The organism is Aminiphilus circumscriptus DSM 16581 (assembly GCF_000526375.1).
GTDB classification, from domain to species: Bacteria; Synergistota; Synergistia; order Synergistales; family Aminiphilaceae; genus Aminiphilus; species Aminiphilus circumscriptus.
Genome location: NZ_JAFY01000002.1, coordinates 78344 through 100314, shown reverse-complemented (window position 1 = coordinate 100314; position 21971 = coordinate 78344). Strand labels below are relative to the sequence as shown.

General features: G+C 63.2%; 16 protein-coding genes and 1 pseudogene. 5 read left to right on the top strand and 12 right to left on the bottom strand.

The annotated features are described in order from the left end of the window. The first annotated feature begins 145 nt into the window (after nt 1-145). The 3 genes from K349_RS0101050 (at nt 146) to K349_RS0101025 (ending at nt 6581) form a co-directional block, all read left to right on the top strand. A complete protein-coding gene (locus K349_RS0101050; protein ID WP_026368054.1) occupies nt 146-1393 on the top strand; it encodes an MFS transporter in 1248 nt (415 codons plus the stop codon). Nucleotides 1394-1933: 540 nt separating this feature from the next. Next, nucleotides 1934-4015 (top strand): methyl-accepting chemotaxis protein, encoded by a 2082-nt coding sequence (locus K349_RS0101040; protein WP_026368052.1) that lies wholly within the window; start codon nt 1934-1936, stop codon nt 4013-4015. Nucleotides 4016-4487: 472 nt separating this feature from the next. After that, the gene (locus K349_RS0101025) at nt 4488-6581 is read left to right on the top strand and encodes a methyl-accepting chemotaxis protein (RefSeq protein WP_026368050.1); all 2094 of its coding nucleotides are present in this window, start codon (nt 4488-4490) and stop codon (nt 6579-6581) included. Nucleotides 6582-6794: 213 nt separating this feature from the next. On the opposite strand, the gene K349_RS0101020 is transcribed toward K349_RS0101025, so the two are convergent. The 6 genes from K349_RS0101020 to K349_RS17615 all read right to left on the bottom strand — a co-directional run bounded on the left by K349_RS0101020 (nt 6795) and on the right by K349_RS17615 (nt 11081). Beyond that, the gene (locus K349_RS0101020) at nt 6795-7178 is read right to left on the bottom strand and encodes a hypothetical protein (RefSeq protein ID WP_026368049.1); all 384 of its coding nucleotides are present in this window, start codon (nt 7176-7178) and stop codon (nt 6795-6797) included. A gap of 75 nt (nt 7179-7253) precedes the next feature. Beyond that, a complete protein-coding gene (locus K349_RS0101015) occupies nt 7254-8099 on the bottom strand; it encodes a UDP-2,3-diacylglucosamine diphosphatase (RefSeq protein ID WP_026368048.1) in 846 nt (281 codons plus the stop codon). 155 nt (nt 8100-8254) lie between these two features. Beyond that, nucleotides 8255-8728 (bottom strand): hypothetical protein, encoded by a 474-nt coding sequence (locus K349_RS0101005; RefSeq protein WP_026368047.1) that lies wholly within the window; start codon nt 8726-8728, stop codon nt 8255-8257. 73 nt (nt 8729-8801) lie between these two features. Next, nucleotides 8802-8999, bottom strand: coding sequence for a hypothetical protein (locus K349_RS0101000; RefSeq protein WP_026368046.1), 198 nt, complete (start codon nt 8997-8999; stop codon nt 8802-8804). A 205-nt stretch (nt 9000-9204) separates the two neighbouring features. Continuing rightward, complete coding sequence (locus K349_RS0100995; RefSeq protein ID WP_211240303.1) at nt 9205-9423, bottom strand: winged helix-turn-helix domain-containing protein; 219 nt, start codon at nt 9421-9423, stop codon at nt 9205-9207. 179 nt (nt 9424-9602) lie between these two features. Next, nucleotides 9603-11081, bottom strand: a complete 1479-nt coding sequence (locus K349_RS17615) for a sensor histidine kinase (protein ID WP_051464159.1) — start codon at nt 11079-11081, stop codon at nt 9603-9605. A 251-nt stretch (nt 11082-11332) separates the two neighbouring features. Between K349_RS17615 and K349_RS0100985 the strand changes: the two genes are divergently transcribed. After that, entirely contained in the window at nt 11333-12427 is a 1095-nt protein-coding gene (locus K349_RS0100985) for a dipeptide epimerase (protein WP_245587982.1), read from the top strand. Between the two features lie 65 nt (nt 12428-12492). Continuing rightward, complete coding sequence (locus tag K349_RS0100980; protein ID WP_245587981.1) at nt 12493-13734, top strand: M20 metallopeptidase family protein; 1242 nt, start codon at nt 12493-12495, stop codon at nt 13732-13734. Nucleotides 13735-13850: 116 nt separating this feature from the next. On the opposite strand, the gene K349_RS17610 is transcribed toward K349_RS0100980, so the two are convergent. The 6 genes and pseudogenes from K349_RS17610 to K349_RS0100950 form a co-directional block, all read right to left on the bottom strand. Then, nucleotides 13851-16397, bottom strand: a complete 2547-nt coding sequence (locus tag K349_RS17610; RefSeq protein WP_026368041.1) for a PAS domain S-box protein — start codon at nt 16395-16397, stop codon at nt 13851-13853. Continuing rightward, complete coding sequence (locus K349_RS0100970) at nt 16394-17656, bottom strand: HDOD domain-containing protein (protein ID WP_026368040.1); 1263 nt, start codon at nt 17654-17656, stop codon at nt 16394-16396. The genes K349_RS17610 and K349_RS0100970 overlap by 4 nt, the downstream gene beginning before the upstream one ends. A gap of 188 nt (nt 17657-17844) precedes the next feature. Next, nucleotides 17845-19038 (bottom strand): M20 metallopeptidase family protein, encoded by a 1194-nt coding sequence (locus K349_RS0100965; protein WP_026368039.1) that lies wholly within the window; start codon nt 19036-19038, stop codon nt 17845-17847. Nucleotides 19039-19212: 174 nt separating this feature from the next. Then, on the bottom strand, nt 19213-19464 hold the full coding sequence (locus tag K349_RS20015; protein WP_420834453.1) for an MOFRL family protein: 252 nt from the start codon (nt 19462-19464) through the stop codon (nt 19213-19215). 383 nt (nt 19465-19847) lie between these two features. Next, nucleotides 19848-20591 (bottom strand): annotated as a pseudogene (locus K349_RS20010) (glycerate-2-kinase family protein); the annotation flags it as partial. A 45-nt stretch (nt 20592-20636) separates the two neighbouring features. Next, entirely contained in the window at nt 20637-21629 is a 993-nt protein-coding gene (locus K349_RS0100950) for an MBL fold metallo-hydrolase (RefSeq protein ID WP_026368037.1), read from the bottom strand. Nucleotides 21630-21971 lie beyond the last annotated feature (342 nt).

Genomic DNA, 21971 nt, shown 5'->3' with positions numbered 1-21971 from the left:
CGGAGAAAAACGGTGGTCTGACGGGCGGTTTCCCCTTTGGTCGGTTTGGGAGATCGCCCTTTGTCGTATACTGTTCCGGACCCGAGACCCGTGGGCGGATCGTGCCGTTTCCGTCGGAACGGGAGAAAAGGAGACCGTCCGGAACATGAATGCCCGTGTCGAAACGAATTCCTCCGTGAAGAGCAGCCTCCGCCCCGACAGACAAAACGGGAGCGAGGAGCGAAGCGTCCTCTACAAGACGAACCTGGTGTCCCTCGGACACTTGCTGAACGATCTCCACTCCGCCTTCCTGCCCGCCTTTCTGCCCGAGATCGTGCCGCGCCTCGGCCTGTCTCTCGCCCAGGCGGGGTTCCTGAACTCCATGTCCGGTTTCGTGAACATGACGGCCCAGCCTCTCCTGGGACATCTGGCGGATCTTTCTCCCGCTCCGGTGTTCATCATCCTCGGCCCGATCCTGACGGCCCTGGCCATCGCCTTTCTTCCGCTGGCGCCGTCCTACGCGATCGCCCTGGTGCTCGTCGCCCTTTGGGCGCTGGGCAGCTCCGCCTATCATCCCCAGGGCAACGCCGCCATGGGACATCTTTCGCCGCCGGGACGACTGGCGTTCACCATCGCCATCTTCAGCGCCGCGGGCATGTTCGGTTCTTCCCTGAGTCCGCTCTACGCCATCGGCCTTGTGAAGACCGTGGGGCTTCGGCTGCTTCCTCTCGCCGTGGTCATTCCTCCGATCATCCTCGGGTTTTTCGTGTACCGCAACATCCCCTCCCTTGCGGGAGAGGGAACGCCGGCCCGAAGCGGGACATCCCGAAGAAACGGTTTCTGGAAGAGCCTTGCGGGCGTGTTCCGGAAGATCTACTTCGTGTGGATCGTGACCTTCATCGTGGACACCACCTTTCAGGGACTGCGCTTCTTTCTTCCTCTCGTCGTGACGGAGCAGGGGGGAAGCCTGGCCCGGGTGGGCGGCGTGCTCTTCGCGGTGACGCTCGCGGGAACGCTTTCCTCCCTCGTGGCGGGCAAGCTGGCGGATCTGGTGGGGCGCAAGCGGGTGCTCACCTGGGCGCTGCTCCTTTCTCCGGGGGTGCTCGCCGCGGCGGCTCTCACAAAGGGAACCGTGTCCGTGGTGCTCTACATGGCGGGATTGGCCCTGCTCAACACCACCATGCCCATCACCGCCGCCATGGCTCAGGAGTTCTCCCCCCAGGCCAGGGGGATGGCGAGTTCTCTCGTCATGGGTATTTCCTGGGGGCTCGGAGGGCTCGTCACGTCGCCGCTCGGCGCCGTGGCGGACCACTTCGGTCTCGGCACCACCATGTTCGTCACGGCGCTTCTGCCTCTGACGGCGTTGCCTCTCTTCCTCTACGGCTGGAAGCGCGAGGCCGCCTCCATGCGCTGATGCGTTTCCCCGCGGACGGTGAGCGGGAAGGAAAATCCCGCCGGGTCCGGGGCGAGGAACGGGAGGGACCGTTTCCGCACGAGGACGCACACAGGACAGAACAAGGGGCTCCCGAAAACCGGGAGCCCCTTTCGTCTCTCCTCGCTTCCGCGCAGCCGTTCGGTCGTGTCCTTTGCCGGCCTGGCGCCGGCATGTCTTCCTTCCACTTCCCGCTTCCCTGAAACGCTCTTTTCGGACAGTGAACTCTCACGGCTCCCTAACGCATGTTTCTTCGAGTCCCCGCTATGATGGTTCTCACAAGGGCGGAGCGAAAAATTTTGCATCCAAAATGGTTTGATTTTCTGAGAGTGGCTTGTTTTCTGTGTGGTATGGCAAATCGATCCCGCTGTGAGTGCGTCGCAAGGAGCATTTTTCGGAGAGAAAATCCTCTCTCCTGGAGGGAAAGCTCCGAAAGAGACGGGAGCAAGAGCGGGAACTCGGAGCGCGAAAACGCCACGGACGAGGCACTCGTCGACCGGGAGTACGAAAGAGGAGAGAGTCATGAGAACGATACGGGGAAAGATTCTTGCGTGGTTTGTGTCTGCGGTGCTTGTGCTTTGCGGTGCCCTTGGTGTTGTACTCTACCAGCAGGTGAACAGCAGTGTGGGTGCGCTTTCCGAGGACATGTCCGAGGAAATCGCGAAGGCCCGGGCGGACCAGCTCGGGGAGTGGATTTCCGGCCTCGCCGTTCTGACGAAGACCGTGGCGGATCGGAACATCGTCCGCGCCATGGACTGGGACGGCATGAAGGAAGATCTGATTCGGCTCCAGAAACGCGACGCCCGATACATCGAGATGTACTTTCTGGCGGACGCCACGGGCAGGGCTCCCACCACTGCTGGAGGCGAGCCCGTCGATCTGTCCGAGCGGGCCTACTTCAAGGAGATCATGAGCGGCGCCAAGGATTCGGTGGTCTCCGATCCGCTTGTTTCGAGGGTGTCGGGAGAGCAGATCTTCGTCATCGCCAACGCCGTGAAGGATGCATCGGGAAAGACCGTGGGCGTGCTGGGGGCCACGGTGCTGCTCTCCACGGCGAGCGACATGGCGGGAAGCATCAAGATGGGGGAGAACGGCTACGGCTGGATCATCGACGGCACGGGGCTGATCCTCGCCCATCCGAACAAGGATCTCGTCATGAAGCTGAACGCGCTCAAGTCCGGGGAGGCCGGATTCAAGAAGCTCGACGAGGTGGCGCGGCGCATGGTGCGCGGTGAGGTGGCCCGGGGAGAGATGATTCGCCCCGACGGCGTGAATTTCTTTGTCTTCGGCGCTCCCGTTCCCAACACGCCCGGATGGTCCTTTGCGGTCTCCGTCCCCGAGGCGGAGGTATACGCCACGGCAAACCACCTGGCAAAACTTCTCGCGGGGCTCGTGGGCGCCATCGTGGTGGTCTTCATCGCCATCTCCTACCTGCTGGGCAACGCCATCTCCCGTCCCATCAAGAACGTGGTGGCCCTGGCGGAGCGGGCACGGGACGGGGATCTTACCATCACCCGGGAAGAGTTCAAGGTCAACACCAAGGACGAGATGAACACCATGGCGGACGCGCTGGCCGCCATGATCGCCCGGCAGCGGGAAGTCGTGGTGGAACTCCAGGAAGAGGCGGTTCTCTCCGCCCAGCGCGCCGAATCCCTCGCGGCCCTGTCGGAGGAGACCGTGGCGTCCATGGAAGAGGTGAAGGGCGCCATCGAGACCGTGGCCTCCCTGTCGGAGAGCAACTCCGCGGCGCTCCAGCAGACCAACGCGGGAGTTGAGGAAGTGGCCTCGTCGGCCACCACGGCGGCCCAGTCCGCTGCAGAGGGTGCCGAAGCAGCCTCGGTGACCGCCGAGGGAAGCGAACGGGCCGTCGCCCGGGTGGAGGGCGTCATCGAAAAGATCCAGGCCGTGGGAGCCAAGTCGGAAGAATCCGTCAAGAGCATCAACCGCGTGGCCGCGTCGGTGAGTTCCATCACCCAGTTCGTCACCACCATCAAGACCATTGCGGACCAGACGAACCTTCTGGCCCTGAACGCCGCCATCGAGGCAGCCCGGGCGGGCGAGGCGGGACGCGGCTTCGCGGTGGTGGCGGAGGAAGTGCGGAAACTCGCGGAGGAGTCCAACGTGGCGGCCAAGCAGGTGGAGAGCCTCATCAGCTCCCTCCAGGCGGACACGAAACAGTCCCTGGACATCACCGTCGAATCGGGCAGCATCATGAAAGAGACCGTTGCCGCCGCCGCGGAGGCGCAGAAGGAACTGAAGGAGGCTCTCGCCCAGATCGCCCGGGTGAACGACGTGATGCAGAACATCGCCGCGGCGGCGCAGGAGCAGGCCGCCGCAGCCCAGGAGATGGCCTCGGGGATAGACCAGGTCACAAAGGGAACGCTCACCGTGGTGGATACCATTTCGGGCATCCATTCCGCGACGGAGGATACCGCCACGGCGTCGGAGAACGTGGCCAAAGAGGCTCAGGACACCTCCGCCGGTGCGGAGCGAATCCAGGAACTTCTGGCCCAATTCCGGGTCGGCGCGGCGGCGGGGGATCTCATCCCCGCCCTGGCTCAGGGTCCGGCGGTCTCCCAGGGCAGAGGAATCCGGAAGAAGTAGCGGTGTCGGCGAACCGGGGACATCCTCTCCGGGAACCAATCGAAACGCATGAACGGAACGGGATCCACGACAGAAGCGGAGCGCCTCTTTCGAGGCGCCCCGCTTCTGTCGTGGGGTGTGTCTGTGCGTGCGTCCGAAGAGGAGTGAAACGCGTCCGTCGGTATGCGATTCCTCTCGCCGTGCGATGCGGAACGCACCGTTCCTTCGAATGCGGTCTGAGCATTCTTCTCTGAAACCTGGAGAGCCCGCGGAAATGTTTTTTCGGAAGGGGGCGCTCAGAACCGGCGGAAGAAGATCGCCGAGAAAATATATGAAATTAAAATGCAAGCGTTTCAACAGGAAGACATGATGCAGACATAACAACCGAGCCATAGTCCATGCTCAATAGACTTTTCGTTGTGTTTGACCTAGAATTTCTTTTCAAGAGGTTTTACGTCGATGCAGCGCGCCGGAACAGAGGAAGGGAGAAGTGATGTGGCTCATGAGGACGATACGGGGAAAGATACTGGTGTGGTTCGTGTCCGCCGTGGTGGTGCTCTGTGGTGCTCTCGGGATGGTTCTCTATCGGCAGGTGAACAGTTCCGTCACGGCTCTCGCGGACGACATGGCCATGGGAATCGCCCGTGCCAGGGCGGATCAGCTCGGGGAGTGGCTCCTCCGGATGATCGACGTGACGCGGGGTGCCGCGGAGATGGATATCGTCCACACCATGAGCTGGGACGCCATGAAGGGTGATTTGCGACTGCTTCAGGAACGGGAATCCCGGTTCATCGAGATGTATTTCGTGGCGGACGCCTCGGGACACGCCCCGACCACGGTGGAGGGCCTGTCGGCAAACCTCGCCGACCGTCCCTACTTCAAGGAGATCATGAGCGGCGCCCGGGACATGGCCATCACCGATCCCGTGATCTCCCGCACGACCAACCAGCCCATTTTCGTCATCGCCCACGCCATCAAGGACTACACAGGGAAGCCTGTGGGTGTGCTGGGAGCTTCGCTCCGTCTCGACGCGGTGAGCGAAATGATGAAGGACATTGCGATAGGCAATGGCGGGTTCGGCTGGATCGTGGACAGTACCGGGCTCGTCATGGCGCATCCGGACAAGGAGCAGGTGATGAAGCTCAACGTCCTGGAGTCGGCGGCGCTGGGTTTCAAGGACCTTGACACCGTCGTCCGCCGGGTCATGGCGGGCGAGGCGACACAAGGAGTTTTCACCCGTCCCGACGGAAGCGAGGTCGCTCTTTTCAGTCTCCCCGTGCCGCACGCCCCCAAGTGGACTCTGGGCGTGGCCGTGCCGGTGGAGGAACTCCACGCCACGGCGCATGCCCTGGCGAAAATCCTCGCGGGGCTCGTGGGGGCCATCGTGGTGGTCTTTTTTATCATCTCCTATCTGCTGGGCAATTCCATCTCCCGCCCCATCAAAAACGTGGTGGCCCTGGCGGAGCGGGCACGGGACGGGGATCTCTCCTTCACCCGGGAGGACTTCCACGTGAACACCCGGGACGAGATGAACACCATGGCGGACGCACTGGCCGCCATGATCGCCCGGCAGCGCCAGGTGGTACTGGAGCTTCAGGAGGAGGCGGTTCTCTCCGCCCAGCGCGCCGAATCCCTCGCGGCCCTGTCGGAGGAGACCGTGGCGTCCATGGAAGAGGTGAAGGGTGCCATCGAGACCGTGGCCTCCCTGTCGGAGAGCAACTCCGCGGCGCTCCAGCAGACCAACGCGGGGGTCGAGGAAGTGGCCTCGTCGGCCACCACGGCGGCCCAGTCCGCGTCGGAAGGTGCCGAGGCCACCGCCGTGACCGCCGGAATGAGCGAGAAATCCGTGGCCCGGGTGGAGGGCGTCATCGCGAAGATCCAGGCCGTCGGCGCGAGGACCGAGGACTCCGTCAAGAGCATCAACCGCGTGGCCGCGTCGGTGAGTTCCATCACCCAGTTCGTCACCACCATCAAACAGATCGCGGACCAGACGAACCTTCTGGCCCTGAACGCCGCCATCGAGGCGGCCCGGGCGGGCGAGGCGGGACGCGGCTTCGCGGTGGTGGCGGAGGAAGTGCGGAAACTCGCGGAGGAATCCAACGTGGCGGCCAAGCAGGTGGAGAGCCTCATCGGCTCCCTCCAGGCGGACACGAAGCAGTCCCTTGACATCACCACCGAATCGGGAACCATCATGAAAGAGACCGTGGCGGCTGCCGCGGAGGCGGAGAAGGAGCTGAAGGAGTCTCTTGCCCAGATCGCCCGGGTGAACGACGTGATGCAGAACATCGCCGCCGCCTCGCAGGAGCAGGCCGCCGCCGCCCAGGAGATGGCCTCGGGGATAGACCAGGTCACCAAGGGAACGCTCACCGTGGTGGACACCATCGAAAACATCCGGCAGGCCACGGAGAGCACCGCCAAGGCGTCGGAGAACGTGGCCAGAGAGGCCCAGGAGACCGCGACCGGTGCGGAGCGGATTCAGAAGCTTCTGTCGCAGTTCAGCGTGGGCGGAGCGGAAGCGGGGCTCGTTCCAGCGCCGACGGGAGCCCCGGCCCTTCCCGCAAAGGGGGTTCCCCGGAAGAAGGCGTGAGGCGCCGCTTCACCTGTACCCCGGGGAGGATGCAGGCTCTTCCGACCGGGGCGGTCCGTCAGGTTCCGTTTTGGAGAGGCGAGGCATTCCTCGGAGGAGGAGCCTCGCCTCTTTGCGCTGTTGCGGAAAAGGCGATCGCCGGTTGTCTGCCGGAGCAGCGCCCGAAGGCGCCGCACGGACTCCGGCGCGTGTTTCGCGTTGCCCTTCCCCGGGTCAGCCCCGGGACACTACCGAATCCCTCGTCTCTTTCCGGAGGTGCTTGCGGGGTGTGTCCTTGCCTTCGGCGAAGGCCGATGTCCGGCTCCGGCGCTCCCATTTGATGAAATCAAGGGCGCTTTCGTACAGATCCAGGTTTTCCCCGACCGGAACGGGCTCCCGCAGGAACGAAAGCGCTCTCCGCGTGATGTGACGCACCCGCGGATCCGTGGTGATGCGGTCGATTTCGCACATCCAGCACTCCAGGCTCGAATTCCACCGTTCGAGAATCTTTCGGGCTCCTCGGAGGGTCTCCGCCTCCGTCTCAAGCATGCGGATGCGGCGGTCCGACTGCTGAATCCGGTGCTTCTGCTGGATGGCGAGATTTCTTTCGTATCCCACTGAAACGCACCTCCTGAGTGGATGGGTGAAAAGAACCGATCCGGGCCGTTTCGGCCCGGATCGGAAGAGAGAACGTCAGAGAGGCGAGGCCACCGGCTCGGGAAGAGTGGAATCCGGTGTGGGGCGTGGCGCGGAATCGGGGTCGCGGAAGACCATCTCTCCCTCGGTGGTGACGAAGGGGATTCGGGAGACCATGTCCTTCCAGCGAAGAATTTCCAGCGTGCCGTCCGGATGTTCCACCAGAGCGGAGCAGCTCTCGACCCAGTCGCCACAGTTGGCGTAGGTGATGTTCTCCACCTGGCGGATGGCGGGGCGGTGGATATGGCCGCAGATGATCCCGTCCACGCCGGAGGTCCGTGCCCGGTGGAGCAGGGCGTTCTCGAAGTCGCCGATGAAGTTCACCGCGTCCTTGACCTTGTGTTTGAGATACTCGGAAAAGGACCAGTATCCCAGGCCGAGGAGGGAGCGCAGGGAGTTGAGCCAACTGTTGAGCTGGAGGCAGATCTCGTAGGCCAGATCACCCAGCACGGCGAGCCAGCGCTTGTATTTCACCACCAGGTCGAATTCGTCCCCGTGAATCACGAGGAAACGCCTGCCGTCGGCGGTGACGTGTTTGGCGCTCCGCGCGATTTCGATGTGGCCGAAATGGTATCCGTCGAATTCGTCGAGGAATTCGTCATGATTGCCGGGGATGTAACAGATCCTGGTTTTCTTGGACATCTTGAGGATCTTCCGGAGAACCTTGTTGTGGGATTGAGGCCAGCTCGACCGGCGTTTGAGCTTCCAGCCGTCGATGATGTCGCCCACCAGGAAGAGGTTTTCACATTCGACGGAGGAGAGGAAGGATGCGAGAAGTTTGGCCTGACACCAGCGACAGCCGAGATGCATGTCCGAGATGAAAATACTGCGGAATTGCGTCATGACGGGTTTCCTCCTTCCGCGTTTCGCAAGCGGCGGAGACGTTTTCTTCCGGTTCGCTCGATCCGCGACGGTTCCCAGTGTACCCTGTTTGCGTGTCCTTGTCATGTCGAAAGTGTAAAGAATTTGAAAAACGGACGGAAACAGTGCTCTTCCCGTCAGAGATGGCGGAGAATCTCCCGTTCCGAAAGGTTTCCCTTCCGCAGAAGCTGTTCCGCCAGAGCGCGCATTCGTTCGGGCCTGGGAGAAAGAGAAAGCAGCGCAATGCATCGCTGCCAGAGCCATTCCACGAAGGCGGCGCACTCCTCCTCGCTGCCGCAGACGGAGCGGGCTGCGTCGTAGGCGCTTTGCACGTCCGGATCGTCCAGGTCGGGTCGGGTCCGGTCGTCCAGGAGAAGACGCACCGCGGCGAGGCCGCTCAGGGCGAAGAGGACGTGCCCTTCCGCGAGGGCGCGTCGTCGCCGGGGATCGCGCAGGTGGGAGGGAAGAAACGGATCGGACTTTTTCAGGGTTTTCTCGGGGGAAAAAGGAGGAAGAGAGAGTGGAGACGCGGGACGCCCCAGCATGAGGGACATCATCGCCTTGCCCGCTTCCGCAGCGGCGAACCGGTGCTGTTTCTTCTCGTCATCCATGGTGTGTCAGACCTTCCCGTTTTTCCGGAGGTGCTGTTTGCCGGGGGACTTCCTTCGGGACGGCACGGAACCGTCAGCGCTCCTCCTCCCGGCTCTCGTCAGAACAGTTGCAGCGATTGGGACATTTCCAATAGCCCGGCGGGAGTCCTTCCTCTCTGGGATGCGGAGGAACGATCCATCTGGCGCCGCATTCTCTGCACTCAAGCATGCCCCGCGCGGGATCGAGGACCCGTACGCGACGGTTTGCCAGTGATTCCTCACGGTCGGTCATGGGGTGCCACATCCTTCCCTGTTCTTGTTTCTTAAGGCTAGTTCTCTTTCCAGGGAAGGTCAAGAGATGTTTGTAACAGTTTTTTCACTGTTCACGGAAGAAATGCCACGAATGCTCCTGGGTTGCCCCGAAGGACCGCCTGCGTGGAAGGAATGCTCCGCTGAAACGACCTCTCCCGTTTGAAACCGGGAGGGGTGTGTGTTCGCTAAAGAAGGAAGAGGTAGGTCGTTCGTCCCTCGGTCTCGAAGGCGATCTTCTTTTCCCGGGCGAGCCAGCCCACCGCGGTGTCCACGAGCCTGTCCGGCAGAGGGATGGCTTTGTGCAGCGCCGTGAGGGTCGTTCTTCCGTTTTCGCTGAGATGGGACCAGACCACTCCCGCCGCTTCTCCGATGGTTTCCACGCTCAAAACCTGCGACACCTCCACGATGATCCCCTCCTCGGAATAACCGCGTACCGCACGTTCCCCGGCGCGCTTCGATTGCCCGGTCTCCTTCGTTCCTTCGAAAAAGCCCGGAATGCGTTACACAAGTGTCATTCGGCTCCTTATGACGTGGCACATCGTCATTATAGGCAAGATTCTTTGGGAAGGCAATGACGTTTTCGTTACACCGTCTGCACCGGAGTCTTGCCGTTTCGGTCGTCTCCGAGGGGAAAGCGGATGTGTACGGCCGTGCCTTTTTCCGACGGGCCGGAGGAGAAACGAAGTGTTCCTCTGAGTTGCTCCACCAGGGCGGTCACGATGGTGATCCCCAACGAGTGCAGTGTTTTGGGGTCGAATCCGTCGGGAAGCCCCACGCCGTCGTCGGCGATGGTGATGTGGGCGGATCCTTCCCGGTCCGCGGCGATGCGCACGAAAAGCGTTCCCGCCTGCCCCTGCGGAAAGGCGTGTTTGTACACGTTGGTCACGAGTTCGTTGAGAACGAGGCCGCAGGGAACGGCTCGGTCGATGTCCAAGGGAAGCGGTTCCGCCTCGATGTCGAGCGTCACGGTTCGGCTGGGCAGACCGAACGCTCCGGCCACGCTCCGCACCACGTCCGCCACGTATTCCTCCAGATTGACGGCGGAGACGTCCCGGGAGCGGTAGATCTTCTCGTGGATGAGCGCCATGCTCTGCACGCGGCCGCGGCTCTCCAGCAGGGCCTCTCTCACCTTGGGATTCTCCGCGGTTCCCAGGTGGAGCGAGAGGAGGCTCGCCACGATCTGCAGGTTGTTCTTCACCCGGTGGTGGATTTCCCGCAGGAGCAATTCCTTCTCCCGGAGGGAGGTCTCGAGGGCCTTTCGGGCCTCCTCCCGCTCGGTCACGTCCCGGATGCTCCAGATGCGCCCGAGAATGGTCTCCTCCGCCCGGAAGGGGCGGGACTCGAACTCCAAGATCCGCCCGTCCGCCAGGTGCATTGTGCCGCTCCGCTCCAGGTCGGGTTGGTTCCGGACGGTCTGGATGAGCTTCATGAACTCCTCCTGGTCTCGGGCGAGATTGCTCAGGAAGGTCAGTCGTTCCTCCGGATCGAAGGCGGTGCTCCACCCCGAGGGGGTGTTCCAGAAGCGTTCGAAGTTAGCGTTGTAGATGAGCACCCGCCCCTTCATGTCCACCACGATGATGCCCTCCGCCACGGACTCGATGGCGGCCCCGAGGAGGGCCACGCTGCGGGCGAGGTGTTCCTCCAGACGGCGTCGTTCCGCCCGGTCCTCGTCGCTTTTCAGGTCCGTCACATCCTGGATGATGGAACAGAGCAGCCGCTTTCCTTCCATCTGGACGGGGGAGGAATAGACGTGCACGGCTCGCAGCTCTCCCGAGGCAAGGCGGTGGCGAAAGCGGAAAAAACTCTTGCGGTTGGTTTTTGCGGCGGTCATCTCCCGGAGGATTTCCTCCGGGGGGAGGATGTTGATCTCCGAAATGCCCATGCGTTCGAGCCGCTCCTTGGGATATCCGTAGAAGGCCGTTGCCTCCTCGTTCGCCTGGACGATCGCGCTGGTCTCGGGATCGATGAGCAACATGACCGAGGGGCTGGCCTCGATGAACTCGCGAAAGGAAGGGCCCATCTCAGGAAAGAGCTGTTCTTGTTCCCCCGTTGTCTCCGTCATCTCCCGCACCTCCTTTTCCCCGTGCCTGCGGCCTGCCTTGGGCAGGCCGGACATCCTGGAATTTCATGCTATCCTGTTCTCCGGAGTCATGCAAGATGAATTGGTCGCAGTCCCGCAGGGAAAGAGGCTTCTTTTGTGAGAAGCGTCGCACCTTTCCGGACCGAAAGGCCATTTTTCGTGTATGCTGCGGAGGGCGAACATGCGACAGCGGTGACGGGAACGATTTTTTCTATGGCTTTCGAGGAGGTGCGATGGAAGTGCGGATCACCGACATGCGGTTGGGAACTCTGTCAGTGCCGTTGAAGAAACCTTTCCGGACGGCGCTGCGGGAAGTGCGCTCCGTGGAGGACATCGTCGTGCGCCTGGAGACGGACGCGGGGCATGTGGGATACGGCGAGGCGCCGCCCACGGCGGTCATCACCGGCGATATCCGGGGAAGCATCGTCGCGGCGCTGGAGGACCACCTGAAACCCCTTCTTCTGGGGAGGGACGTGGAGGATCTGGACGATCTCCTCCGCCGGCTGGACAAAAGCCTCGTGCACAATTCGTCTCCCAAGGCGGCGCTCGACATGGCGCTCCACGATCTCTGGGGGCAGCGGTACGGAGCGCCTTTGGCCCGCCTGCTCGGCAGCGGGCGACGGGAACTCGAAACGGACCTCACCATCAGCGTCGATACACCGGAGGTGATGGTGGCGGACAGCCTCGAGGCGGTGCGCCGGGGGTTCCGTATCCTCAAGCTCAAGGTGGGAAAGAATCCGGCTCTGGACCTGGTGCGCATCACCGCCATCCGGGATGCGGTGGGGCCTGGTGTCGCCTTTCGGCTCGACGCAAACCAGGGGTGGAACCCCAAGGAGGCGGTGCGCATCCTCCGGAAGCTGGAGGAGACCGATCCGAACCTGGAGCTGGTGGAACAGCCTGTTCCCGCGGAGGACATCGAGGGAATGAAGCTCGTCCGGAACGCCGTGTCCGTGCCGGTTCTGGCCGACGAGTCCGTGTATTCTCCACGGGATGCGGCGCGCATTCTGGCGGAGGGTGCGGCGGATCTGGTGAACATCAAGCTCATGAAGAGCGGCGGCATTCGCCGGGCGCTCCAGATCGCGGCGGTGGCGGAGAGCTTCGGCGTGGAGGCCATGATCGGCAGCATGATGGAGACCAAATTGAGCGTCACCGCCGCGGCGCACGTGGCGGCGGCCTGTCCCTGCATCACCCGGATCGATCTGGACACGCCGGATCTCTGCGCGGAGGATCCCGTGGAGGGAGGCATCACCTGCGACGGTCCCCGTATTCTCCTCGGCGAAGGGCCGGGGCTCGGGTTTCGTGAGATCCGGAACGTGGTGTGGCACTGACGCATCGATGCAGAGGGGCGCTGCGGCGTTCTTCTGGGAGGATGTTTGAGGAGGCGATGTCGGAGATGACGGATGGAAAAATGGAGAGCACTGTCGTGGAGGATACGGCTTTCGGCCTGCTCGGGAGGGCCCGGGAACTGGCGGAATGGGTGCGGGGTCTCCGCGAGGAGTTCCACGCCCATCCGGAGCTGGGGTTCGCGGAGGTTCGAACGAGCCGTCGTGTGCGGGAGGAGCTGGAAAAACTGGGCATTTCCTGCCGCACCGTCGCCCGGACGGGCGTGCTCGGTGTGCTGGAGGGGACCGCGCCTTCTTCGGGCGGTGCTCCCCGGGTGGTGGCGCTCCGGGCGGATATGGATGCGCTGCCGATTCAGGAGGAAAATGACGTGCCCTATGCGTCGCGGACGCCGGGGGTGATGCACGCCTGCGGACACGATGCCCATACGGCGATCCTCCTCGGCGCGGCTCGTCTGCTCGCGGAACTGCGGGACCGTTTTTCCGGGACGGTGAAGTTTCTCTTCCAGCCCGCGGAGGAGTCCGACGGCGGCGCGGAGCCCATGATCCGGGAGGGGGTACTGGAGAACCCCAAAGTGGACGCGGTCTTTGGACTCCACGTCTGCCCCGAGCTGGAGGCGGGACGCATCGGCGTGAGGTACGGCCAGATGTGCGCCGCCTCGGACGCGCTGGACATTGTGCTCCGGGGATGCTCCTCCCACGGGGCTTATCCGCACGGAGGAGTCGATGCCGTGGCCATCGCGGGGTATGTGCTGACGGCGCTTCAGTCGGTGGTGAGCCGGAACGTGGATCCCCGGGACAGCGCGGTGGTCACCGTGGGGGTGATCCGGGGCGGTTCGGCCCGGAACGTCATCGCCGACCGGGTGGAGATGGAGGCCACGGTGCGGACCCTCCTGCCGGAGACGCGGGAAAAGGTGAACGCTCGGGTGGCGGAGGTGGTGAAAACCGTGGCGGAAGGACTCGGCGGAAGCGCGGAGGTTCGCCGCCAGGAGGGGTACGTACCCCTCCTGAACGACCGGGCTCTCGTGGACCTGGTGGCGACGTCGGGAGCGCGCCTGCTGGGACCGGAGAACGTGGAGGTGTTGGAGACGGCGAGCCTCGGCGTGGAGGATTTCGCCTATTTCGCCCGGGCCGTTCCGGGGGCCTTCTTCCGCCTCGGTTCGGCGAACCGGAAGAAGGGGCTCGTCGTGGAGGGGCACAATCCGCACTTCGACATCGATCCGGCCTGCCTCCCCGTGGGGGTGGCCGTCACGGTGGCGAACGCTCTGGCGGTGCTCGGGGGCGACGGCGCCTGAGCGAAGGGAGCGCGCCACACCGGGGCGGAAGGAACTGCCGCGCCGGTGCGGAAAGGAAGGTTTACGGGATTCGTGCGACATCGGGGATGCTTCGCGACGCGAGGTGTCCCCGATGTTCATGGTTCGTTCCTGTTGCCGTCTTCCTTCAGGAAGCGGTTGAGGGCAAGCACGGCGGGTTTGCCCTCGAAGACGATGCGGGCGGCGTGCATCTCCACGGGGACGAGTGTGCCGTCTCGTCTCCGCTGCACCGTTTCGTAGGTGAGGCTTCCCTTGGTACAGACCACGGCGAGGTTCTCCGGAGAAAGGCAGTGATGGCCCTCGGGAACGAGATCCCTTGGCGTGAGGCGGAGAAACTCCTCCCGTGTGTAGCCCAGGTTTCGGAGGGTTGCGCTGTTCACCGCGAGAAAGTGTCCCTCCGGAGCGAGGATCACCATGGGATTCGCCGCCTGGTCGAAGATGGCGCGGAAATCCTGCTCGCCGAGGGAGAGAAGATCTTCCGCGGCCTTTCTGCCCGTGATGTCCAGGATGCTGCCCACCACGTAGCGCCGCCCCTTTGCGTCGGTGTAGGGGGACTTTGAGATGAGCACCGTCCTGGGTTTACCGTCCGCTCCGGTTTTTACGGCGATCCTCTCTTCCGCGGTGATGGACTCCCCCGTTTCGAGAATTCGCAGGTCCGTCTCGGAAAAGGCCGCCGCGTCCTCGGCAGGAAAGAGATCCTCAGGGGACTTTCCCAGGATTTCCTCCCGCGGGCGCCCGATCCAGCGGCAATAGGCATCGTTGGCGAGGACGTAGCGGCGCTCCTCGTTCTTCATGAAAATGGGATGTCCTACGGCGTTGAGAACGGCCTCGAGGAATCCCCGTGTCTCCTGAAGGTGCTCTTCCAGACGTTTGCGCATCATCGCATCGTCCACGATCTCCCCGAAGACCTCCGTCTCGTGAGCGTTCCAGAAACGGTAGGCGTTGCGCCCGAGCACCTTTGCCCGGTACAGGGCCGCGTCGGCGCGCTTCATCAGGGTCTGTACGTCCTCTCCGTCCCAGGGAAAGAGGGCGATGCCCATGCTCGCCGTCACGGAGATGTCGAGCGGAGGGGTGCTCTCCTCGCTTTCCAGGCGGATTTCCTCCGCCACTGCGGCGAGAATTCGCTCGGCGATGCGGGCCGTTTCGGCCCGGTCGTGCACTCCGGGAAAAATGAAGGTGAACTCGTCGCCTCCCATCCGGGACACCGTGTCCATGTCCCGGATCTGTTCCCGAAGACGGTTCGCCACGGCAACGAGAAGGCGGTCTCCCACATCGTGTCCCAGGGAGTCGTTCACGGTCTTGAATCCGTCGAGGTCGAGGAAGAACACCGCCACCAGTTCGTTCTTGCGCCGCGCAAGAGCGAGGGCCATGTTGAGCCTGTCCGCGAAGAGTGCACGGTTAGGAAGCGACGTGAGCGGGTCGTGTGTCGCCTGGAACGTTATTTGTTCCAGAGCCTTTTTGGTTTCCGTCACGTCCCGGCTGACGCCTCGGTATCCCGCAAGCGTTCCCACCTCATCGAAAAAGGGCTGGCCGCTCGCCTCGAAGAAGAAGCGCCGACCGTCCGCGGCGCGCCATGCGCATTCCACTTGCGTGAAAGGAGCTCCGCGCTTTTTGAGGTTCTCCAGACCGATGCGGAACCGCTCCCGCTCCTCTTCACCGCAGTCGAACGTGTCGCAGAAACACATGCCGAGGACCGCTTCGGGAGGAATGCCCAGAAGTTCCTCGATCTTGGGGCTCACGTAGGTGAAACGCCCTTCTCCGTCCATCTCCCACACCACGTCGGAGGAATGTTCCACGAGAGCCCGAAAGCGCTCACGGCTCTCGGCGAGAGCGCGTTCCGCCTCCTGATGCTGCCGGATCTCCTCCCGGAGGCGCCGGTTTGTCTTCTGCAGTTCCACCGTGCGTTCCCCCACCTCTTCCTCGAGGCGGTTGCGGTAGCGGGCGAGTTCCTTCTCAGTGGTCTCCAGGTGCTGGATGTGGGAGACCAGCTTGGCGTTCAGCTCCCGCACGTTCTTATAGAGGAAAAAGCTCTCCAGCGCCGCGGCGGCGGTGAACATCACCACCGACAGGAGGGAGAGGGAGTGGTCCCGGATGGTTTTCTTGTCCTGATCGAGGACGGCCACGAACATTCCCCGCGTGCGGGAGGGGGTTGCGAGGACATGGAGGAGCAGACGCTCCGTGCGTTTTTTCGAAGAGACGATGACGCACCGCTCCCGGGAGATGGCCCAGGCGAAGGTGCGGTCGTCGATGAGGGGCTGCAGTTCCTCCTCGAAGAATCGCTCCCACAGGAGATCGCTGCAATAGGCCTGGTAAAAGCTGGAATCCGATTCGTCCACCAGGTAGAACGCCAGTGCCTTGAAACGAACGAGCATGTTCGCCCGGTTTTCGGTTTCCTTCAAAATTGTTCGGAGATCCTCCAGACGGCTCGTGCCGGTGTCGAAGCGGGCGAGGGACGCGGCGACGCCCAGGGCTTCGAGGGCGGCGCGCCTCTCCTCCGCGTAGATGGCAAGGCGTTCCTCCGGAGAAAGGGGAGGCGCCGTTTTCTTTCCCCGTCCTTTCTGAGGCGTGGAGGAGTCGGACAGGTGTTTCTCCGGAATCTCCTCGCGAAGTGCGGATTCGCGCCGCTCGCCCGTCTCGCGGGTCATTCTTCCACGGCCTCGGAGGAGAGAAAGAGATCGGTGATCTCTTTGATCTGACGTTCCGCCTGGGCGACGGTGGGAGAGAGTACGCTTGGAGAAAGATGGAGCGTGCCCCAGACCTCGTCGTCCGTGAAGGGGACGTAAAAGGAACCGCTGCCGCCGATGGCGAGGGAGATGGCCAGCGCATCGGCGATGTTCACCACCGCCGCCTCCGCGGCGGGATGCGCCGAAAGAGGTGCGTGGTGAAACCGCACCAGCGTTTCCAGGGCGCCCGGAATTTTCCAGGTCCTGAGCAGCAGCCCTCCCACCTGGGTATGGTCGAAGTCGAGGATTTCCCGCTCCGCCTCGAAGAGCGGAATGCGTTTCTTCCGGCTCAGCGCCATGGCCTGGGCGAGCTGGCGTGGCCTGCTCCGGGCGAGGACGAGGCGCCCCACATCGTGCAGAAGTCCCGCCACGAAGAGACGTTCCTCCGAGAGCCCCGATTTTTCCCGAGCCAGAATGCGGGAGAAGACGCCGCACGCCACGGAATGCTGCCAGAAGGATTTCATGTCGAACACCGAGGGCGGAATGTTTCGAAAGCAGTGCACCACGGAAATTCCCAGGGCGAGAGTGGAAAGTTCGTTGGTGCCGATGAGGGCCACCGCCCGGGAGATGGACTCGATACGGGAGGGAAAACCGTAGAAGGAGCTGTTCACCAGCTTGAGAAGCTTCGCCGTGAGGCTCGTGTCCTCGCTCACCACGTCGGCGATGTGGCTTGCGGAACTCCGGGCGTCCTCCAGAACCTCCTGAATGCGAAAATACACGTCCGGAAAGGACGCGAGCTGCACCTCGCCTTCCACCAGCTCCTGAAGGGAAAGTGTTTTCCTCGAGGCACCCCGTGTTTTCTGAACGGGTGTCTCCGGAAGTGGCGGCTGCTCCGGAAGCGGGCGTCCCTCCGCGAGGTGTTCCGCCAGACGGAGAAGGCAGAGACGATGTGTCTCCGCAAGAAAGTGCGATTCGGCGACGTTTTGGGGAAAACGCACGGCCAGATGTGCCTCGGCGAGGCGAAGATGCTCGGGACTGAAGCGGGCGATGCTTTGTTCCTCGATTCGTTCCTGGTCGTGTCCCACCACATGTGCTTCGGTGACACCCCAGATCTTGAAGACCTGGATGTTCTTGTCCTTGAGGACCGCTCCCTCGGGAAGAAGAAAGCGTCCGTTCGGAGCGACGACGGGTTTTGCAAGCGTCATGCCCGATTTGAGATCATCCACGCGGACGGTGCCCAAGGTTCGTCCCTCCCCTCGTGCGCCTTGCCCGTTCGGACTCTAGGAAGGCGCTCTTGCGACAAAGAACGGTGACGAGCAACATCATTATAGAAATTCCGCGTTCACCGCACAAGCGTTCTTCTTCCAGAAAGTATGGAAATGCGGAGCGCCGAGGCGCGTGCGCTCCGTGGGTACGACCGTTTCGGCCTTTACAGCGCGCCGGCCAGGGACGCCCAGGCCAGAAGACAATGGAGAGAGACGCCCAGGGGAAGAACGTCGTCGTCCACGTCGAAACGGGGATGGTGATGCGCCTGCGTAAGTCCCTTCGCGGCATTGCCCGTGCCGAGGAACAGAAAGACCCCGGGGATTTTTTCCAGGTACAGGCTCATGTCCTCCGAGGCCATGACGGGAGGGATCTCAAGGACGTTGTCCTCTCCGAAGAGGGTTTTTGCCAGGGTCGCCGCTTTCGCTGCGAGACCGGGGGCGTTTACCGTCGGAGGCAGGACTTCCTTATAGCGGAAATCGGCCTTGCAGCGCATTGTTTCGCAGAGTCCCTCCACGATGCGTCGCATGCGGACCTGAATGTCCTTTCGCACGCCCTGGTCGAGGGTGCGCACGGTCCCCATCATTTCCGCCCTGTCGGGAATGATGTTGAAGGTGGTGCCCGCCTCGATTTTGCCCACGGTGAGAACCGCCGTATCCAGGGGGTTGAGTTCGCGGCTCACGATGGTCTGGAGTGCGTTCACGAGCAGGGAGGCGGCCACGACGGGATCCACCGCCTGATGGGGAAGTGCTCCGTGCCCTCCTTTTCCTTCAATGGTGCACTCCCATTGATCCGCCGAGGCCATGAGAGGGCCGGTACGGTAGCCCAGCGTGCCGCTTTCGAGAGGTGACCAGACGTGCACGCCCGAGATGGTGTCCACTCCGGCCAGAGCGTTTTCGGCGATCATCGCCCGGGCGCCGCTGCGGTGGGGTGACTCCTCCGAAGGCTGGAAGAGCAGGCGTACCCGCCCGGGAAGGTCCTCTTCCATTTCCTTGAGAATTCTGGCCGCGCCGAGGAGCATCGCCACATGTGCGTCGTGCCCGCAGGCATGCATGGCCTTGGGGTTTGTCGAGCGGTAGGGGCATGTTCCCTCCTCGGTCATGGGAAGGGCATCCATGTCGGCCCTCAGCGCATGGCACCGTCCGGGTTTGTCCGGATTAAGGTCGGCCACGACTCCGGTGGGAAGCCCCGCCGTGCCGATCCGGAGGTTTTCGTAGCCGAAGGAGCGGAGCAACTCCACCACCCTGCGGGTGGTCTCCGTCTCTTCGAAGGAGAGTTCGGGATGGGCGTGGAAATGGTGTCTCCAGGAGGCGATCTCCGGGGCGAGTTCCCGCGCCCGGGCACGGATTCGTTCAAGCACTGTGGAAAACTCCTTTCTGTGGACACGTTCTCTTGTTCTTCTTGAATCGAAGACACGACACGTTCTGCAGCGGCCGGAGCCGGTTGCGCACATTCTCTCCTCTCCGAAAGAAGGATATTTCTCCACTCCGGAGATATTTTTCGGTTATACCACAAAGCGGAAGTTTTTCGGACGTCATTCCACCAGGAGTACCCGACAGTCGTTCAGGTTCGTCCCCGTGGGGCCGAGGCGGAGGAGATCTCCCGCCGCGTCGAGGGCCGCATAGGCGTCGTTGTCCGCAAGGGCCTTCCACGGGTCGATTCCGTCGGCGTGCATGCGGGCGAAACTCCCCCCGTCGGTGATGCCCCCGGCGGCGTCGGTGGGGCCGTCCGTGCCGTCCGAATCGAGGGAGAGCAGGGTGACTCCGGGGAGGTCCCGGGCCGCGATGGCGAAGGCCAGCGCCGTCTCCTGATTCGGCCCCCCCTGCCCCTGCCTCGGAGCGTCACCACCGTCTCACCCCCGGTGAGGACCGCCGCGGGAAGAGGGACGGGCTTGCCAGAGGCGCGGATTTCACGGGCTATGTCGGCGAGAAAACGTCCCACTTCCCGGGCCTCGCCGGAGACGAAGGTGGAGAGATGCAGCGTGTGCAGCCCGGCCTGGGCGAGGCGGCGGCCGAGATTGTCCAGCAATGCCCGATTGCCCAGCACCACCTCGGTGGTGACGGCGAAAGAGGCGGTGTTCTTGACGGTCTCTTCGAGGGATTCCCGGGGAAAGCCCGGAGTGTCCATGTCTTCCGCGGCGGCACGGTGTCCCTCCCGAAGCAGAGAGAGCGCCCTTGGAGGAAAAGTTGTCTCCAGATCGTAACGGCGCAACACATCCAGGGCATCCCCGAAGGTGGTGGGGTCCGCCGAGGTGGGGCCCGACGCGATGGCGTCCACGGGGTCTCCCACCACGTCCGAGACGAGGAGGGAGAGGCAGTTTCTGGGGAAGATATGCCGCAGGAGACCGCCTCCCTTTACGGCGGAGAGATGTTTCCGCACGCAATTGATCTCCGTGATGGAGGCACCGCAGGTGACGAGAAGACGGTTCGCCGCGTCCAGATCCTCAAGCGTCAATGGTGGTCTGGGAAGTTCGAAGAGGGCCGAACCGCCCCCGGAGAGAAGGACGATGACGGTGCAGCGGAGCGGAAGGTTCTTCAGGAGGTGAAGCGCTTCTTCCGCGGCGGCGATGGCCCGGGCGTCCGTGATGGGATGCGCGGTCTCGCGGAGCACCAGGGGGGGCGGAGACGGCGGTGCCTCCTGGGGAAAGGAGGAACAAAGCGTCCAGGGGTGCCCCTTTTCCATGAGGAGTCCTCCATGTCCGTCCTTGGTCACCACCAGCCCTCCCAGGAACAGGTGTTCCGGAAGGAGTTCCGCCATGGCCGCGGCCATCTCCGGGGCCCCTTTGCCGAGGGCGAGGAGAAAATAAGGCGGCTCCTGGAGTATGCCGTTCCACCGGAGCCCCTCGGCGGTGACGGAGGCGCGGTCCGGAAGAGCCCTGGCAAAGGTCATCTCCTTCAGGGAGTCCTGGACCATCTTCAGAAGAAAGGAACGGTGTTCCCGGGAATTCACGGCGGCACCTCAGGAACGGGTGTCCGGCATGCCTTGGATGATCGCAGGTGCCTCCACGAAGAAACGCAACCCTGTCGCAAGAGGCCGGAAGCGGTCCCCCAGGTGTGCCTGAAGGCTGATCTGGGCCTTCCATCCCGTGCAGTGCCCGGCGCTGATCCATTGAGGTTCCAGCTCCGCCAGGGCGGAGGCGGTTTTGGCGACGCACTCGTCGTCGGCCTCCACGAGGTGAAATCCTCCGACGATCCCGACGAGGGCGGAACTGCCGCCGCACTGCACCAATGTGTCCGGCCCCCACAGCCCGAGGGCGTAGCGCGTGGTGTTCACAATGCCCGCGTGACTGCATGCGGTGAGGACCACGATGCCCCGTCCGCGAACGCATGCCGCAAGAGCCAGGTCGTCCCGCATCGAATCGGGGACCACCGCACCGTTTTCGACGGTGTGAAGTCCTGCGGGGGGGCGCTCAAACCCGGAGACTCTCGGGATTTCCCCCGTGACGACGAGCCCCGGAAGCAGCTGGAGCGGATCGGCCACGGCGAGGAAGACGCCTCCGGCGGCGGTGATTTCCGAGAGGCTGTCCTCCGGGGGGACACCGAGAAGCTGGAGCGAAGGGGCCGTGCAGAAGTGGGGGCGGAAGAGTGTGGGATGTCCCACCACGGGGAGGTTTTTCTTTCCCGCGCGGCGGAGCAGAGCCGCGACGCCCTTGGTGTGATCGTAGTGACAGTGGGTGAGAATGATCGCGTCGAGTGTGGCGGGGTCGATGCCGAGGCGTTCCATGTTGAAGGCGAGCGCGTCGGGATGCTGTCCCACGTCGAGGAGGCAGCGGAAGCGCGTGTCCTGGCGGGTTGCCTCGACGTACAGGGAAAGTCCGTGCTGTCCGAGCAGGGGGCTTTCGTAGGGAACGGAATCCTCCGCGACGACGGTCACGGAGAGTGAGTCCAGCATGTCCTCGAAGCAGACGAAGGTCTTCTCCGCCTGAACACCGTTACCTGTGATCTCCATCATGTTCATCGCACCTCCTTGGTCATGGGCGAGAGTCTGTGTTATCTTCCGCTTCTCTCTGGGTTTATGGAGTGGAGAAGCGGAGAGTATCCGTGTGTTTTCGTGCTGTCGCTGTGCTGTCTTCGTGCCGCCCGGCGGGAGAGAGCAAGGCCACCCGGCCTGCTGGTTGCCGCTTCGGTGTGTTTTCGTCTTCCGCTTCTCCCCGGGTTTATGAAGTTGAGAAGCGGCGAGTTTCCGTGTGTTTCCCTGCTGTTGCTGTGCTGTCTTCGTGCCGTCCGGCGGGAGAGTGCAAGGCCGCCCGGTCCGCTGGTTGCTGCTTCGGTGTGTTTTTGTCTTCCGCTTCCC

What these genes read in the sequence shown, in the direction of transcription:
- K349_RS0101015 (WP_026368048.1), bottom strand. Translation starts at nt 8,099, where the DNA reads ATGACGCAATTCCGCAGTATTTTCATCTCGGACATGCATCTCGGCTGT.
- K349_RS17610 (WP_026368041.1), bottom strand. Translation starts at nt 16,397, where the DNA reads ATGACCCGCGAGACGGGCGAGCGGCGCGAATCCGCACTTCGCGAGGAG.
- K349_RS0100980 (WP_245587981.1), top strand. Translation starts at nt 12,493, where the DNA reads ATGACGGATGGAAAAATGGAGAGCACTGTCGTGGAGGATACGGCTTTC.
- K349_RS0101005 (WP_026368047.1), bottom strand. Translation starts at nt 8,728, where the DNA reads ATGGATGACGAGAAGAAACAGCACCGGTTCGCCGCTGCGGAAGCGGGC.
- K349_RS0100985 (WP_245587982.1), top strand. Translation starts at nt 11,333, where the DNA reads ATGGAAGTGCGGATCACCGACATGCGGTTGGGAACTCTGTCAGTGCCG.
- K349_RS0101040 (WP_026368052.1), top strand. Translation starts at nt 1,934, where the DNA reads ATGAGAACGATACGGGGAAAGATTCTTGCGTGGTTTGTGTCTGCGGTG.
- K349_RS0101050 (WP_026368054.1), top strand. Translation starts at nt 146, where the DNA reads ATGAATGCCCGTGTCGAAACGAATTCCTCCGTGAAGAGCAGCCTCCGC.
- K349_RS0101000 (WP_026368046.1), bottom strand. Translation starts at nt 8,999, where the DNA reads ATGACCGACCGTGAGGAATCACTGGCAAACCGTCGCGTACGGGTCCTC.
- K349_RS0100950 (WP_026368037.1), bottom strand. Translation starts at nt 21,629, where the DNA reads ATGATGGAGATCACAGGTAACGGTGTTCAGGCGGAGAAGACCTTCGTC.
- K349_RS17615 (WP_051464159.1), bottom strand. Translation starts at nt 11,081, where the DNA reads ATGACGGAGACAACGGGGGAACAAGAACAGCTCTTTCCTGAGATGGGC.
- K349_RS0101025 (WP_026368050.1), top strand. Translation starts at nt 4,488, where the DNA reads ATGTGGCTCATGAGGACGATACGGGGAAAGATACTGGTGTGGTTCGTG.